Source organism: Pseudomonas sp. Pdm06 (genome assembly GCF_014851795.1).
Classification (GTDB): Bacteria; Pseudomonadota; Gammaproteobacteria; order Pseudomonadales; family Pseudomonadaceae; genus Aquipseudomonas; species Aquipseudomonas fluorescens_AA.
This window is the reverse complement of the sequence record NZ_JACVAH010000009.1, coordinates 159,536-174,703: the sequence shown is the minus strand read 5'-3', so window position 1 is coordinate 174,703 and position 15,168 is coordinate 159,536. Positions and strand designations below refer to the sequence as shown.

At 58.7% G+C, this 15,168-nt stretch carries 13 protein-coding genes; 7 read left to right on the top strand and 6 right to left on the bottom strand.

Features of this window, described 5'->3' with window-relative positions:
- Position 1 precedes the first annotated feature (1 nt).
- On the top strand, positions 2-535 hold the full coding sequence (gmhB, locus tag IB266_RS16510; RefSeq protein WP_192261802.1) for a D-glycero-beta-D-manno-heptose 1,7-bisphosphate 7-phosphatase: 534 nt from the start codon (positions 2-4) through the stop codon (positions 533-535).
- Positions 536-615: 80 nt separating this feature from the next.
- Positions 616-1,395: a lysophospholipid acyltransferase family protein gene (locus tag IB266_RS16505; RefSeq protein WP_192261801.1), complete on the top strand. Its 780-nt coding sequence runs from the start codon at positions 616-618 to the stop codon at positions 1,393-1,395.
- Positions 1,396-1,584: 189 nt separating this feature from the next.
- On the opposite strand, the gene IB266_RS16500 is transcribed toward IB266_RS16505, so the two are convergent.
- Positions 1,585-3,102 (bottom strand): sensor histidine kinase, encoded by a 1,518-nt coding sequence (locus IB266_RS16500; protein ID WP_192261800.1) that lies wholly within the window; start codon positions 3,100-3,102, stop codon positions 1,585-1,587.
- 233 nt (positions 3,103-3,335) lie between these two features.
- On the opposite strand from IB266_RS16500, the gene IB266_RS16495 reads away from it, so the two are divergent.
- Positions 3,336-4,070: a response regulator transcription factor gene (locus IB266_RS16495; RefSeq protein ID WP_103310551.1), complete on the top strand. Its 735-nt coding sequence runs from the start codon at positions 3,336-3,338 to the stop codon at positions 4,068-4,070.
- A gap of 128 nt (positions 4,071-4,198) precedes the next feature.
- On the opposite strand, the gene gabP is transcribed toward IB266_RS16495, so the two are convergent.
- The 5 genes from gabP to dnaA form a co-directional block, all read right to left on the bottom strand.
- Positions 4,199-5,593 carry a GABA permease gene (gabP, locus tag IB266_RS16490; RefSeq protein ID WP_072407671.1) on the bottom strand — a complete coding sequence of 465 codons (1,395 nt, stop codon included), beginning with the start codon at positions 5,591-5,593 and terminating at the stop codon, positions 4,199-4,201.
- Positions 5,594-5,895: 302 nt separating this feature from the next.
- Entirely contained in the window at positions 5,896-8,313 is a 2,418-nt protein-coding gene (gene gyrB / locus IB266_RS16485; protein ID WP_072407669.1) for a DNA topoisomerase (ATP-hydrolyzing) subunit B, read from the bottom strand.
- 5 nt (positions 8,314-8,318) lie between these two features.
- Positions 8,319-9,422: a DNA replication/repair protein RecF gene (gene recF, locus IB266_RS16480; RefSeq protein ID WP_003196148.1), complete on the bottom strand. Its 1,104-nt coding sequence runs from the start codon at positions 9,420-9,422 to the stop codon at positions 8,319-8,321.
- Between the two features lie 20 nt (positions 9,423-9,442).
- A complete protein-coding gene (dnaN, locus tag IB266_RS16475; protein ID WP_003196145.1) occupies positions 9,443-10,546 on the bottom strand; it encodes a DNA polymerase III subunit beta in 1,104 nt (367 codons plus the stop codon).
- 39 nt (positions 10,547-10,585) lie between these two features.
- Entirely contained in the window at positions 10,586-12,112 is a 1,527-nt protein-coding gene (gene dnaA / locus IB266_RS16470) for a chromosomal replication initiator protein DnaA (protein WP_060739907.1), read from the bottom strand.
- 567 nt (positions 12,113-12,679) lie between these two features.
- On the opposite strand from dnaA, the gene rpmH reads away from it, so the two are divergent.
- From rpmH to yidC, 4 genes are read left to right on the top strand one after another with little or no spacing between them, the layout of a single operon-like run.
- Positions 12,680-12,814 (top strand): 50S ribosomal protein L34, encoded by a 135-nt coding sequence (gene rpmH / locus IB266_RS16465; RefSeq protein WP_003213577.1) that lies wholly within the window; start codon positions 12,680-12,682, stop codon positions 12,812-12,814.
- A 16-nt stretch (positions 12,815-12,830) separates the two neighbouring features.
- A complete protein-coding gene (gene rnpA / locus IB266_RS16460; RefSeq protein WP_003207107.1) occupies positions 12,831-13,232 on the top strand; it encodes a ribonuclease P protein component in 402 nt (133 codons plus the stop codon).
- Positions 13,225-13,470: a membrane protein insertion efficiency factor YidD gene (gene yidD, locus IB266_RS16455; RefSeq protein WP_010465488.1), complete on the top strand. Its 246-nt coding sequence runs from the start codon at positions 13,225-13,227 to the stop codon at positions 13,468-13,470. Before rnpA ends, yidD begins: the two co-directional genes overlap by 8 nt.
- A 2-nt stretch (positions 13,471-13,472) precedes the next feature.
- The gene (gene yidC / locus IB266_RS16450; protein ID WP_192261799.1) at positions 13,473-15,155 is read left to right on the top strand and encodes a membrane protein insertase YidC; all 1,683 of its coding nucleotides are present in this window, start codon (positions 13,473-13,475) and stop codon (positions 15,153-15,155) included.
- Positions 15,156-15,168 lie beyond the last annotated feature (13 nt).

Sequence of the window (15,168 nt, the reverse complement as noted above, 5' to 3'; positions counted from 1 at the left end):
CTTGAAACTGCTGATTCTCGATCGGGACGGGGTAATCAATCACGACTCCGACGCTTACATCAAATCGGTGGAGGAGTGGTTGCCGCTGCCCGGTTCGATCGAAGCCATCACGCAGTTGAGCAAGGCCGGCTGGACGGTGGCGGTCGCCACCAACCAGTCGGGCATTGCCCGCGGTTATTATGACCTCACCGTCCTGGACGCCATGCATGAGCGTCTGCGCGCCTTGGTGGCCGAGCAGGGCGGGGAAGTCGGCTTGATCGTCTATTGCCCGCATGGGCCGGACGACGGCTGCGATTGCCGCAAGCCCAAGCCGGGCATGTTGAAAACCATTGCCGCGCATTACGATGTGGCCTTGGCAGGTGTGTGGTTCGTCGGTGACAGTCTCGGTGACCTGGAGGCGGCCAAGGCCGTCGATTGTCAGCCAGTTTTGGTAAAGACCGGGAAAGGCGAGAAGACTCTGGGCAAGACCCTCCCGGTGGGCACCTTGATTTTTGACGACCTGGCGGCGATTGCCGCTGAACTTATCCACAATTAGAGCTCCCAAGACATCCTGATCAAGGACTGTTCGGGAAGCGCTTGAACAGGCGGGCATTGCCCGCAACGGTAAACGCCGCTATGTCGATATTGCAGGCCATCAGAAGCTTTCTCTTTTACCTGCTGCTGGGCACCAGTTCCTTGTTGTGGTGTTCCCTGAGTTTTTTTATCGCGCCCTTCCTGCCGTTCAGGGCGCGCTACCGTTTCATCAACGTGTACTGGTGCCGCTGCGCACTGTGGCTGAGCAAGGTGTTCCTGGGCATCCGCTATGAAGTGAAGGGCGCCGAGAACGTGCCGGACCGGCCCTGCGTGATCCAGTCCAACCATCAGAGCACCTGGGAGACGTTCTTTCTCTCGGCCTATTTCGAGCCATTGAGCCAGGTCCTCAAGCGTGAGCTGCTGTTCGTACCGTTCTTTGGCTGGGCCATGGCCATGCTGCGCCCGATTGCCATCGATCGCGACAATCCCAAAGTAGCGCTCAAGCAAGTGGCGAAAAAGGGCGACGAACTGCTCAAGGACAACACCTGGGTGCTGATCTTCCCCGAGGGCACCCGTGTTCCCTACGGGACGATTGGCAAGTTTTCCCGCAGCGGTTCCGCATTGGCGGTGAACGCGAACCTGCCGGTGCTGCCAATTGCACACAATGCCGGCAAATTCTGGCCCAAGGCAGGTTGGATCAGAACACCAGGCGTCATCACCGTGATGATCGGCGCGCCGATGTATGCCGAAGGCACTGGGCCCCGCGCCATCGCCGAGCTCAATGACCGCGTACAAGCCTGGAATGAACAGGCACAACGGGAGATGGGCTCGCTTCCTCCAGGCCCTGTCGCGGAAGTCCCCACGGAACAAGCCGCTGTTTGAGATCTGTGGATAACCTGTGTACCGTTTTTTCGAAATCCGTCGCTTTTATGTCGTAAACCTATGTTTTTAGTACATATTTCCTAAACACATAAAACCCACGATCAGGTGCATAAGTTTTTATAGCAGCAAAAAATCGTAGCCTTCGGGGTTGGATACGTCCTGTAGGAGCTGCCGAAGGCTGCGATCTTTTCAATCTTCCAGTAACGGGAAGCGCAGGCTGAACGTCGTGCCTTTACCCACCACGCTACGACACTCGATTTTCCCCTCGTGATGGTCGACCACGGCCTTGACCATCGATAATCCCAGGCCAATTCCATCGACCCCGTGGGCCGAGGAAAACCGCCGGTACTGACTGAACAGGTCCGGCAGTTCTTCAGCGCTGATGCCTTTTCCTTGGTCAGCAACATTGCAGATCAACCAACCCGACACGCAATACACCTGCAGGGAAATGCAGGCATCGGGCGGGCTGTACTTGATGGCATTTTCCAGCAGATTGAACAGGGCACGGGTCAACAACGATTGATCCGCCCTCACCATCGCGTCTTCATCCTCTATTTCGTGAACCAACTGGATACGCTTTGCCTGGGCGATGGGCAGCGCCTGATCGAGCACGTCCAACACCAGCATGGCGAACAGCGTCGGCTGGAACTGATAGGCCTGGGACTCGGCCTTGGCCAGCTGTACGAAACCCTCGGTCAGGTCCAGGGCGCGTCGTACCTGGCGCTCGATCTGGTCGAACAGCGGATGATCGCCACCCACCTGATGCCGCTGCACATCGAGCAGCGCAAGGATCGCCGAGTGAGGGGCGCGCAAGTCATGGGAGAGGAACCGCAGCATGACGCTGCGCTGCTCTTCCGCCTCACGTTCGGCGCTCAGGTCTGTGAGGCTCAGCAACCAGCCAATCGGCGCATCGCCATCCACCGGCAACAGCGCAGCCCGTTCCAGGCGCAAGCTGCGCTCGCGAATGTCGCGAAACTCCACCAGGGGCAATGTGGATAACCGGTGATGCGCCCCGTGCTCCAGCCCCGGATAACCCAATTGCCCAAGATGCTCCAGCACATCGCCGCCCGCCAGGCCATGGCCGAACAGCTCGCGCGCCTTTCGGTTACCCAGCAGCAGCTTGCCTTGGGGATCGCTGATCATGGTTGCCACCGGCAAGTATTCCAGGCCGTCGGCAATGAAGCGCCGGGTGTCGCGGGTTCGGCTCATGGCTTGTTCCAGGGCCATGATCTGGCCCTGTAAACGGTCGCTGCCGGTGTAGGAGGCACGGCGACGCTCCGGGAACACTTTGGGCTCCGCGTCCAGGCGTGCCAGCTCCCAACCGAAGTAGGCCAACACCACGCTCAGCCGTCGCCAGTTCCAGATCAGATAGCCGAACATGATCCCCAGCACACTCGCCATCGGCGACCACCACCACCCGCGCGCACCCAGCATGGCGCTGATCAACAGGGCCAGGCTCATACCACCCACCGTTGTCCACAGGGCCAGGCGCGGGCGCAACAGCAGCAAGCCCAATACGCAACCCACCAGGCACACCGACAACAACGCGGCGCCTGAATGGTCACCTGTGGATTGACTGCTCAATGACAGCAAGGCCGTCAGCGGCAACAGCAGCAGACTTATCCACAACCACTCCCGCACCAACTGTCGAAACAACCGCTGAACCTGGGTGGGTTCACGACTTTCACGGCGACGCTGGTTACTCATAGGCCTCCTGGCCGAACTCAAGGACTGTGGATATCTTCACTGGCCTGCGTAAGTCGACAGGCTTGAAAGCCCACGACTATAACGGACTCGATGGGTGGCGCGCTGCTGCCTTTCCCTCTGTGTCGCGAGCCGGTATTGTCGCAGCCAGCGACAGGTCAATGAATCAGCCACTGGCTGCCTTTCATTGCCACCTGAAGATGTCCGTTACTCTCGAGATCAAGGAATCGCATTCCATGCGTGTCGCCATACTGGACGATGAACCGGCCGAGTTGCGCCGGGTAGAACAGACGCTGCAACAAATCCCCGGCAGAGGCGAGCAAGCCTGGACCCTGCACAGTTTCGAACGTGGGGAAGACTTGTTGCGGCAACTGCGGCGGGAAACCTTCGACTTGTTGATCCTCGACTGGCAACTGCCCGACATCAGCGGGCTTTCATTGCTGCGCTGGACCCGCGAGCACATGGATTCGCCACCGGCCGCCATCATGCTGACCAGCCGCGACGGCGAGCACGACATCGTCCAGGCCCTCAACGCCGGCGCCGACGACTACGTGAGCAAACCCTTCAGGCCCAACGAGCTCAAGGCCCGGGTCACAGCCGTGCTGCGCCGTCACAACCTGCAACGCGCGCCCGCCAGCGACGTGCTGGTGTTCAACGACCTGGCGTTCGACGACGCCGAGCTGACCATCACCCGTGCCGGCATCCCCATCAGCCTGACCGAACGGGAATACCGCCTGGCCCGGTGCCTGTTCGCCAACCTGGGCCGGCCGCTGTCCCGGGAGTACTTCTACGAACGCTTCTGGACCCACGAGGAAATGACCTCGTCCCGCCCGCTCGACACCCACATCTATCGCCTGCGCAACAAACTCGGGCTGACGGCGGATCGGGGTTGGCAGTTGCTGACGATCTACGGGTATGGGTATCGGTTGGAGAGTGTGGTGGCGGGGAGTGAGGCGTCGGTAGCCAGTTAGGGAACCGACTGCTCATATTGAATGGTATCTGTGGCGAGGGAGCTTGCTCCCGCTGGGCTGCGCAGCAGCCCCTTTTGTGAGCGCTTAGCACCCAAGCGGGAACAAGCTCCCTCGCCACACAATGGATATCACCCGATCGTCGGTACCAAGCTTCCTGCTTTTGCGATCCGACGACGCTGTATCAGCACGCCGGATATCACCACCAAGACACTCAGCAGACCGGTCGCGAGGATCTCCACACGATGGGCTTCCTGGAACAGCATGATGGTCAAGGCCCCAACGATGAAGATAATCACCGCGTAGGTCAGGCCGGGAAACAGCCACATGCTGAATGCGATTTTTTCCCCACGAGCCATGCGTTGTTTGCGCATACGCAGCTGCGAAATCGCGATGACCAGGTACACCAGCAACGCAATGGCGCCAGAGCTGGCCAGCAGGAATTCGAAGACCGCCGCCGGTGCCACGTAGTTGGCGAACACCGCCAAAAAGGCCGCACCGGTCGACAACATCACCGCCCAGTGAGGCGTGCCGCTCTTGTTAGTGCGCTGGGAAACGGCCGGCGCATCACCGCGCTTGCCCAACGAGAACATCATGCGCGAAGCCGTGTACAGCGCCGAGTTCAGGCAACTGGTGACCGCCACCAGGACCACGATATCGACGATCAGCTTGGCATTGGGGATGCCCATGCGCTCCAGCACCGTCTGGTAGGAGCCAACACTGGCCAGGAGCGGGTCGTTCCATGGCACCAGGGCGACGACGATGAAAATGGAGACGAGGTAGAACAAACCAATCCGCCAGATCACCGAGTTGGTTGCCTTGGAAATCTGCTGGCCAGGGTTCTTCGATTCGGCCGCGGCGATGGTCACGATCTCGGTGCCCATGAACGAAAACATGGTGGTCAGGATCGCCCCCAGCACCGCGCCCATGCCATTGGGCAGGAAGCCCTGAGTGTCGAACAGGTGCGAAACACCGCTGACCTGGCTGGTCGGCAGAAAACCGAATATCGCCATCAGACCCAGCCCGATGAAGCCGATGATCGCCACCACCTTGACCAGGGCGAACCAGAATTCGAACTCTCCGTAATTCTTCACACTGAACAGGTTGGTGACCGTCAGCAGCAGGGTGATGACCAACGTGAAGACCCAGATGGCCACGTTCGGGAACCAGGCGTGCAGGATCGTTGCAGCAGCGTTGGCCTCCAGCGGAATCACCAGGACCCAGAACCACCAGTAGAGCCAGCCGATGGTGAAACCCGCCCAATGACCAATCGCCCGGTCCGCATACGTCGAGAAGGAACCCGTGTCCGGCGACGCCACCGCCATTTCGCCCAGCATCCGCATCACCAGCACCACCAAGGCACCTGCGGCAGCGTAGGCCAACAACACGGCCGGACCGGCCGCTGCGATCGCATGGCCGGAGCCGACGAACAGACCGGCGCCAATCACACCGGCTATGGAAAGCATCGTCACATGACGGGGCTTTAGCCCTTGCGCCAGATTATCGGAAGTTTGCGTACCGCTCATTGAGACTACCCTTGGCATTTGGATTTATTCGTACCACCTCGACCCATCGCTTTCTGTAAATTTAAAAAAACGATGTGTAAGTTATTAAACACGCAAGTTTTGCGCCAGGAAATCCAAGGTCCCCGGTATCCGGGGCCTTCATCCAATTCCTAACCCATTGACAATGAAGGCTTTATGCCAGGGTGTTACCCAGTTACACCGTTTTTGACCGGTGGGTCTTAGAAGGAGTGGGTATTTTCCAGCGTAAAAAAAAGCCAACGCATGTGCGTTGGCTTTTTGCTGGAGCAGGTGCTGCAGAAGGATCAGAAATCCAGGTTGGACACTGCCAACGCATTGCTCTCGATGAAGTCACGACGAGGCTCGACCGCATCACCCATCAGGGTGTTGAAGATCTGGTCCGCGCCAATGGCGTCTTCGATGGTGACTTTCAGCATCCGGCGCGAGCTTGGGTCCATGGTGGTTTCCCACAGCTGATCCGGGTTCATTTCACCCAGACCTTTGTATCGCTGGATGGTGTGGCGCTTGGTGCTTTCCGCCATCAGCCATTCAAGGGCTTCCTTGAACTCGGTCACGGCTTTCTTGCGTTCACCTCGTTGGATGTACGCACCTTCGTCCAGCAGCGTGCTCAGTTGCGCGCCTAGGGATACGACGGTCTTGTAGTCGTTGCTGCCGAAGAAGTCGCGGTTGAAGGTGACGTAGTTCGACAGGCCGTGGGAGATCAGTTCGACCTCCGGCAGCCAGACGTTACGCTCACGGTCTTCGCGCAGGCTGGCTTTGTAGACCAGGCCGGATTTTTCGACGGTGCGCAGGCGTACTTCGTATTGGGCCAGCCAATCCTGCATCGCTGCATGATCGGACAGTTGCTCCAGGCTCACGGCTGGCAGGTAGATGAAGTGCTCTGTCAGTTCCTGCGGGTACAGGCGCGACAGGCGCTTGAGGGTCTTCATCACCAGGCGGAAGTCGTTGACCAGGCGCTCGAGGGCTTCACCGGAAATACCCGGGGCATCTTCGTTCAGGTGCAGGCTCGCGTCTTCCAGGGCCGACTGCGTCATGTACTCTTCCATGGCGTCGTCGTCTTTGATGTATTGCTCTTGCTTGCCTTTCTTGACCTTGTACAGCGGCGGCTGGGCGATGTAGATGTAGCCGCGCTCGATCAGCTCCGGCAACTGACGGAAGAAGAACGTCAGCAGCAGGGTGCGGATGTGCGAACCGTCGACGTCAGCATCGGTCATGATGATGATGTTGTGATAGCGCAACTTGTCGATGTTGTACTCTTCGCGGCCAATGCCGCAGCCCAGCGCAGTGATCAAGGTGCCGACTTCCTGGGAGGAAATCATCTTGTCGAAGCGCGCCTTCTCGACGTTGAGGATCTTGCCCTTGAGCGGCAGGATGGCCTGGGTGCGACGGTTGCGGCCCTGCTTGGCGGAACCGCCAGCAGAGTCACCTTCCACCAGGTACAGCTCGGACAGGGCAGGGTCCTTTTCCTGGCAGTCGGCCAGTTTGCCCGGCAGACCGGCGATGTCCAGCGCGCCTTTGCGGCGGGTCATCTCACGGGCCTTGCGCGCGGCTTCACGGGCACGGGCGGCGTCGATCATCTTGCCGACCACCAGCTTGGCTTCGTTCGGGTTCTCCAACAGGAAGTCGGAGAAGTACTTGCCCATTTCCTGTTCGACCGCGGTCTTCACTTCGGAAGACACCAGCTTGTCTTTAGTCTGGGAGCTGAACTTCGGATCCGGCACCTTCACCGAAATGATCGCTGTCAGGCCTTCGCGGGCATCGTCACCGGTAGTGGCGACTTTATGCTTCTTCGCCAGGCCTTCCTGTTCGATGTAGTTGTTCAGGTTACGGGTCAGCGCCGAACGGAAGCCCACCAGGTGGGTACCGCCGTCGCGCTGCGGAATGTTGTTGGTGAAGCACAACAGGTTCTCGTTGAAGCTGTCGTTCCACTGCAGGGCGATCTCCACGCCGATGCCGTCTTCACGCTGGATGTTGAAGTGGAACACCTGGTTGACCGGGGTCTTGTTGGTGTTCAGGTACTCAACGAACGCCCGCAGGCCACCTTCATACTTGAACAGCTCTTCCTTGCCACTGCGCTCGTCCTTGAGGACGATGCCGACACCGGAGTTGAGGAAGGACAGTTCGCGAATCCGCTTGGCCAGGATGTCCCAGCTGAAGTGGATATTCTTGAAGGTTTCGCTCGACGCCTTGAAGTGAATCTGGGTGCCGGTGGACTCGCTGTCACCAACGATCGCCATGGGTGCCTGAGGCACGCCATGGACGTAGGTTTGTTCCCATATCTTGCCACTGCGGCGCACCGTGAGAACCAGCTGTTCGGACAGCGCGTTCACCACCGATACACCCACGCCGTGCAGACCGCCGGAGACCTTGTAGGAGTTATCGTCGAACTTACCGCCAGCGTGGAGGACGGTCATGATGACCTCGGCGGCGGAAACGCCTTCCTCTTTGTGCACGTCTACCGGGATGCCACGGCCGTTGTCGCGAACGGTGATGGACTCATCCGGGTGGATGATGATGCTGATGTCGTCGCAATGGCCGGCGAGGGCTTCGTCGATGGAGTTGTCGACCACCTCGAACACCATGTGGTGCAGACCGCTGCCATCGTCGGTGTCACCAATGTACATACCGGGACGTTTGCGTACGGCATCCAGGCCTTTCAGCACTTTAATGCTCGTTGAGTCGTACGTATTTTCTTCGCTCAATGCCTTCACTCCCGATGGTCGTGGGTCTGGGTGATACGGCCCTGTTCCACGTGGAACAGGGCGACTGGCGTTTCCGTCTGCCAGCCTTCCCTCAATAATTCGTGGTCTACACAGGTGATGAACACCTGGCAGCGTAAGTCTTCCAGCAAGCGGCACAACGCACGGCGGTGGGCTTCGTCCAGCTCGGACGGCAAGTCATCCACCAGATAAATACACTGACCGCGCCGGGCCTGGCTGACCAGATGCCCCTGGGCGATACGCAAGGCACACACCACCAACTTCTGCTGCCCCCGGGACAAGATGTCCGCGGCGTTATGTGCGCCCAATCTGAGGCGCAAGTCAGCGCGTTGTGGTCCAGCCTGGGTATGGCCCATCTGCTGGTCCCGCTGCAGCGAGCCAGCCAGCACGGTGCTCAATTCCCGGTCCTTGTCCCAGCCTCGGTAATAGCTGAGCGTCAGGCCCTCAAGCTCAACCAGTTCGCTCAAGGTCTGCTCGAAGACCGGTTTCAAGGCTTTGATATAAGCGCGGCGGTATTCATCGATTTCAGCGCTGGCCTGGCACAGTTCCCTGTCCCAAACCGCTTGCGAAACGGCGTCAAGTGTACCATGTCGCAGCCAAGAGTTTCTCTGGCGCAGCGCCTTCTGCAAGCGCTGCCAAGTCGTCATGAAGCGCGGTTCCACGTGGAACACACCCCAGTCGAGAAATTGCCGGCGAATCTTCGGCGCGCCTTCCAAAAGGCGGAAGCTGTCCGGGTTGATCAGCTGCAACGGCAGGATCTCGGCTAGCTGCGCAGCGCTGCGAGCGTTCTGTCCATCGATGCGGATCTGGAACTCCCCTTGCCGGTCCCGCGAGATCCCCAGGGCGCTATGGCCACCTTCCGCCAGTTCCACCTGTCCGAACACCGTGCACGCCAGTTGATCGTACTGGATGACCGGTAACAGCCGGGTGCTGCGGAACGAACGGGCAAGGCCGAGCAGGTGCACGGCTTCCAGGACGCTGGTTTTGCCGCTGCCGTTGGCGCCGTAAAGGATATTGATGCGGGGGGAAGGGGAGAAGGTCACCGGGTGCAGATTGCGCACCGCGGTGACCGAGACACGACTTAAGGACATCTAGCTTCTGCTGGGCATGATTACAGACGCATCGGCATGACAACGTAAGCCGAATCGTCGTTATCGGACTCTTGCACCAGCGCACTGCTGTTGGAGTCGGACAGGATCAGACGCACTTGCTCCGTGGTCATCACGCCCAGCACGTCGAGCAGATAGCTGACGTTGAAGCCGATTTCCAGGGAGCCGCCGTTGTACTCAACGCCTACTTCTTCTTCCGCTTCTTCCTGCTCCGGGTTGTTCGCCTGGATCTTCAACTGCCCGTTGGCCAGTTGCAGACGAATGCCGCGGTACTTCTCGTTGGACAGGATCGCGGTACGGCTGAAGGCTTCGCGCAGGGCCTGGCGATCGCCCAGAACCAGCTTGTCACCGCCTTTTGGCAGCACGCGCTCGTAGTCTGGGAACTTGCCGTCTACCAGCTTCGACGTGAAGGTGAACTCACCGGTGGTGGCGCGGATATGGTGCTGGCCCAACACGATGCTGACGTTGCCGTCGGGCTCGGTCAGCAGGCGGGCCAGCTCCAGGATACCTTTACGCGGCACGATCACCTGGTGGCGATCTGGCTGACCGATATCGGCCTGCATCGAGCACATCGCCAGACGGTGACCGTCGGTGGCGACGGCGCGGATAACACCGGCCGACACTTCCAGGAGCATGCCGTTGAGGTAATAACGCACGTCCTGCTGGGCCATGGCGAAACTGGTGCGTTCGATCAGGCGACGCAATTTGCTCTGATCCAGGCTGCAGGTCAGCGAACCCGGACCTTCTTCAACGGTCGGGAAATCGTTGGCGGGCAGGGTGGACAAGGTGAAGCGGCTGCGACCGGCCTTGACCACGAGCTTCTGCTCATCGACCTTGATGTCGATCAGCGCGTCGTTGGGCAGGCTCTTGCAGATGTCCATCAGCTTGCGCGCCGGCACGGTGATGGAACCCGGATCGGCCGGTTCCTCAAGTTGCACACGACCGACCAGCTCGACTTCCAGGTCGGTACCGGTCAGCGACAATTGCTGGCCTTCGACAACCAGCAGCACGTTGGAAAGTACCGGCAAGGTCTGGCGGCGTTCGACGACGCCTGCGACCAGTTGCAGGGGTTTCAACAGGGCTTCGCGTTGAATGGTGAAATGCATGGTCTAGTCCCTTGCCTTAATAAGCTGCGCTGGTGGTCATCAAGTGGTCAGTGTACGCAGCAGGTTCTTGTAGTCCTCGCGGATGTCCGCGTCGGATTCCTTAAGTTCGTTGATCTTGCGGCACGCGTGCAGCACGGTGGTGTGGTCACGTCCGCCAAACACATCGCCGATCTCCGGCAGGCTGTGGTTGGTCAGTTCCTTGGACAAGGCCATGGCCACCTGGCGCGGACGTGCCACCGAACGCGAACGGCGTTTGGACAGCAGGTCGGAGATCTTGATTTTGTAGTATTCAGCAACCGTTCGCTGAATGTTATCCACAGAAACCAATTTGTCCTGGAGCGCCAACAGGTCCTTCAAGGATTCGCGAATCAATTCGATGGTGATATCGCGGCCCATGAAGTGCGAATGGGCGATGACCCGCTTGAGGGCACCTTCGAGCTCACGCACGTTCGAGCGGATACGCTGGGCGATGAAGAATGCCGCGTCGTGAGGCAGCTCGACCTTGGCCTGGTCGGCCTTCTTCATCAGGATCGCGACCCGGGTCTCCAGCTCCGGAGGCTCGACGGCCACCGTCAGGCCCCAGCCGAAACGCGACTTGAGACGTTCCTCGAGGCCTTCGATCTCTTTCGGGTAGCGGTCACTGGTGAGGATGACCTGCTGCCCGCCTTCAAGCAATGCGTTGAAGGTGTGGAAAAACTCTTCCTGGGAACGTTCCTTGCGGGCGAAGAACTGAATGTCGTCGATCAACAAGGCGTCCACCGAACGGTAGAAGCGCTTGAACTCGTTGATGGCGTTCAGTTGCAGCGCCTTGACCATGTCGGCCACGAAACGCTCGGAATGCAGGTACACGACCTTGGCATTCGGGTTCTTCTTTAATAGGTGGTTGCCCACCGCGTGCATCAAGTGGGTCTTACCCAAGCCGACGCCGCCATAAAGGAAGAGCGGGTTGTAACCGTGCTTGGGGTTGTCCGCGACCTGCCAGGCAGCCGCGCGGGCCAGTTGGTTGGATTTACCTTCGACGAAATTCTCGAAGGTAAAGGTCCGGTTCAGGTAGCTGGTGTGCTTGAGCGCGCCTTCGACCTGGACGGTGCGCTGTTCGGCCCGCACCGGAGCCTGCTGGGAGCTGGCACCGGCCATGGGGTCGAAGCTGTCCCGAGAAGGCTCTTCGCTGACTTCGGCGACTTTTTGAGTGTTGCGTTTGCTCGGGGCAGGCGCGGGCGCCGGGGCGGCATGGTTGTTCACAGGAGCCGGGGCAGCCTGCTGGGCCTGTGACGCCGCGGCGGCCAGCGGCGCATTGGGCGCGGCACGGGGTGCCGAACTGCGTTTGCTGCCTATTAATAAGGACAACGCAGGCGCCATGCCATTGCCATGCTCGTCGAGCAGTTCCATGACCCGGCCCAGGTACTTTTCGTTGACCCAGTCGAGAACGAAACGGTTCGGTGCATAGACACGCAACTCGTCGCCTTCGGCTTCGACCTGTAGTGGACGGATCCAAGTGTTGAATTGTTGGGCAGGCAGCTCATCGCGCAAAAGCTCCACGCACTGCTGCCAAAGTTCCACTGACACGGATATCCCCTAAGTTGAAAGCCGGTGAGGCAAAAACAAGCGGCCATTGTAGCGAGCAGACGTGCACTTATCCACACGCAGGTTGCTCATTGCCCATGATTTATCAATGCGTTAACCGGGAGAAAGACGACCGACGGTCGGTGGATAAGCTCTGTGGATAACCGTGCCTGAGGTCGTTGCACAAGTGGGGGCGAAACTCGGTGGATAACCGCCCTGTGGATAACCTGCCATTCCACCCACAGCTTATCCGACAGCGCAGCACAGGCTGGCCACTGCTTTCCCGTGTAGTTGTCATTCTCTGTACATGGCGGATTACAAGGCCTTGGCATGGTTATCCACAGACAGGTGGCGACCTTGCTTTTATAAGCTTTACAGAAAAGCTTTAAATAATTCCCTTCTTTATTTCTATATCTAGCGCTGTGTGATGAATCCGCCGAAAGCGGCTGGATATCTATTTAAAGGAAACGCTGGTTGGAAATTGACCTAGAGGCTTGCTTTCTCTAGAATCCCCGGTCTCTTAAAACGGGGGCCATTCCGGCCCGTTGTGGACGAACCAGGTAACACGACATGAAACGTACTTTCCAACCAAGCACTATCAAACGCGCTCGTACCCACGGTTTCCGTGCTCGCATGGCTACCAAGAACGGTCGTGCCGTCCTGTCGCGTCGTCGCGCCAAAGGTCGTGCGCGTCTGGCAGTTTGATAATCCGGCACTGGAGGTGAGTCAGGACTTCAGTCGGGAAAAGCGTTTGCTTACACCCCGGCATTTCAAGGCAGTCTTTGACTCCCCTACCGGCAAGGTTCCGGGGAAAAATCTCCTGCTCCTTGCGCGCAGTAACGATCTCGATCACCCCCGACTAGGGCTGGTTATCGGGAAAAAGAGCGTCAAGCTCTCCGTTCAGCGCAATCGCCTCAAACGTCTGATGCGCGAATCGTTTCGCCTGAACCAGGATTCACTGGTTGGATGGGACATCGTTATCGTCGCGCGCAAAGGTTTGGGTGACGTAGAAAACCCCGAATTGATTCAGCATTTCGGCAAGCTCTGGAAACGTCTGGCACGCAACAAGCCAGTACCGGCAGTCAACACCGAAACTGTAGGGGTAGACAGTCCCGATGCGTAAACTGGCACTCGTTCCGATCCAGTTTTATCGCTACGCCATTAGTCCTTTGATGGCCAGTCACTGTCGTTTCTACCCCAGTTGTTCCTGCTACGCGTACGAAGCCATAGAAAATCATGGCCTCCTGCGCGGTGGCTGGCTGACCTTTCGTCGTTTAGGTCGCTGTCATCCGTGGAATCCCGGCGGTTATGACCCGGTTCCGCCTATCCCTACCTCCCGTTCTTCTTCGATGGCCGAGTAATCATGGATATCAAACGCACGATCCTGATCGTCGCCCTGGCAATCGTGTCCTACGTCATGGTCCTTAAATGGAACCAGGACTATGGCCAGGCTGCCCTGCCGACTCAGAATGTTGCAGCCAGCAATACCGCACCGAGCCTGCCGGATGCTCCCGTTGGCAACAACGCTGCCAGCAATGACGACATCCCACGCGCGGCAAGCGATACCAGCGCTCCTGCCGAAGCCCCGGTGGCCGCAAGCAAAGATCTCATCCAGGTCAAGACGGACGTGCTCGAGCTGGCAATCGATCCACAAGGTGGTGACGTCGCCCAGCTGAAGCTGCCGCTGTACCCGCGTCGCCAGGATCATCCGGAAATCCCGTTCCAGTTGTTCGACAACGGTAACGAGCGCACCTATCTGGCCCAAAGCGGCCTGATTGGTAGCAACGGCCCGGATTCGAACCCGGCCGGTCGCCCGATCTACTCTGCCGAGAAGAAGACTTATCAACTGGCTGACGGTCAGGAACAACTGGTCGTAGACCTGAAGTTCAGCAAGGACGGTGTCAATTACATCAAGCGTTTCACCCTGAAACGTGGCCTGTATGACGTCACCGTCTCTTACTTGATCGACAACCAGAGCGCCCAGCCTTGGTCCGGTGCGATGTTCGCGCAACTCAAGCGTGACGCCAGCGACGATCCTTCCTCCAGCACCGCCACCGGCACCGCGACTTACCTGGGCGCCGCCCTGTGGACAAGTTCGGAGCCGTACAAGAAAGTGTCCATGAAGGACATGGACAAGGGCCAGCTCAAGGAAACCGTACAAGGTGGCTGGGTTGCCTGGCTGCAGCACTATTTTGTAACGGCCTGGATCCCGCAGAAGGGCGACAGCAACGTTGTCCAGACGCGTAAAGACAGCAAGGGCAACTTCATCATTGGTTACACCGGCCCGACATTGACTGCCGCGCCAGGTGCGAAAGCCGAAACCAGCGCCATTCTGTATGCTGGTCCAAAAAGCCAGGCAGTGCTGAAAGAGTTGTCCCCAGGCCTGGAACTGACCGTGGACTACGGTTTCCTGTGGTTCATTGCCCAGCCGATCTTCTGGCTGCTGCAACATATCCACAGCATCGTTGGTAACTGGGGTTGGTCGATCATTTTCCTGACCATGCTGATCAAGGGGATCTTCTTCCCACTGTCGGCCGCCAGTTACAAATCCATGGCGCGCATGCGTGCAGTGGCGCCGAAACTGGCCGCCCTGAAAGAACAGCATGGCGATGACCGGCAGAAAATGTCCCAGGCCATGATGGAGCTGTACAAGAAAGAGAAGATCAACCCGCTGGGTGGATGCTTGCCGATTCTTGTGCAGATGCCAGTGTTCCTGTCGCTGTACTGGGTGTTGCTGGAAAGCGTGGAGATGCGTCAGGCACCGTTCATGCTGTGGATTACCGACCTGTCGATCAAGGATCCGTTCTTCATCCTGCCGATCATCATGGGCGCGACCATGTTCATCCAGCAGCAACTGAACCCGACGCCTCCGGACCCGATGCAGGCGAAGGTCATGAAAATGATGCCAATCATCTTCACCTTCTTCTTCCTGTGGTTCCCGGCGGGTCTTGTGCTGTACTGGGTTGTGAACAACGTGTTGTCCATCACGCAGCAGTGGTACATCACGCGTAAGATCGAAGCGGCGACTAAAAAAGCCGAGGCGTAACTTGCTCTGTGGA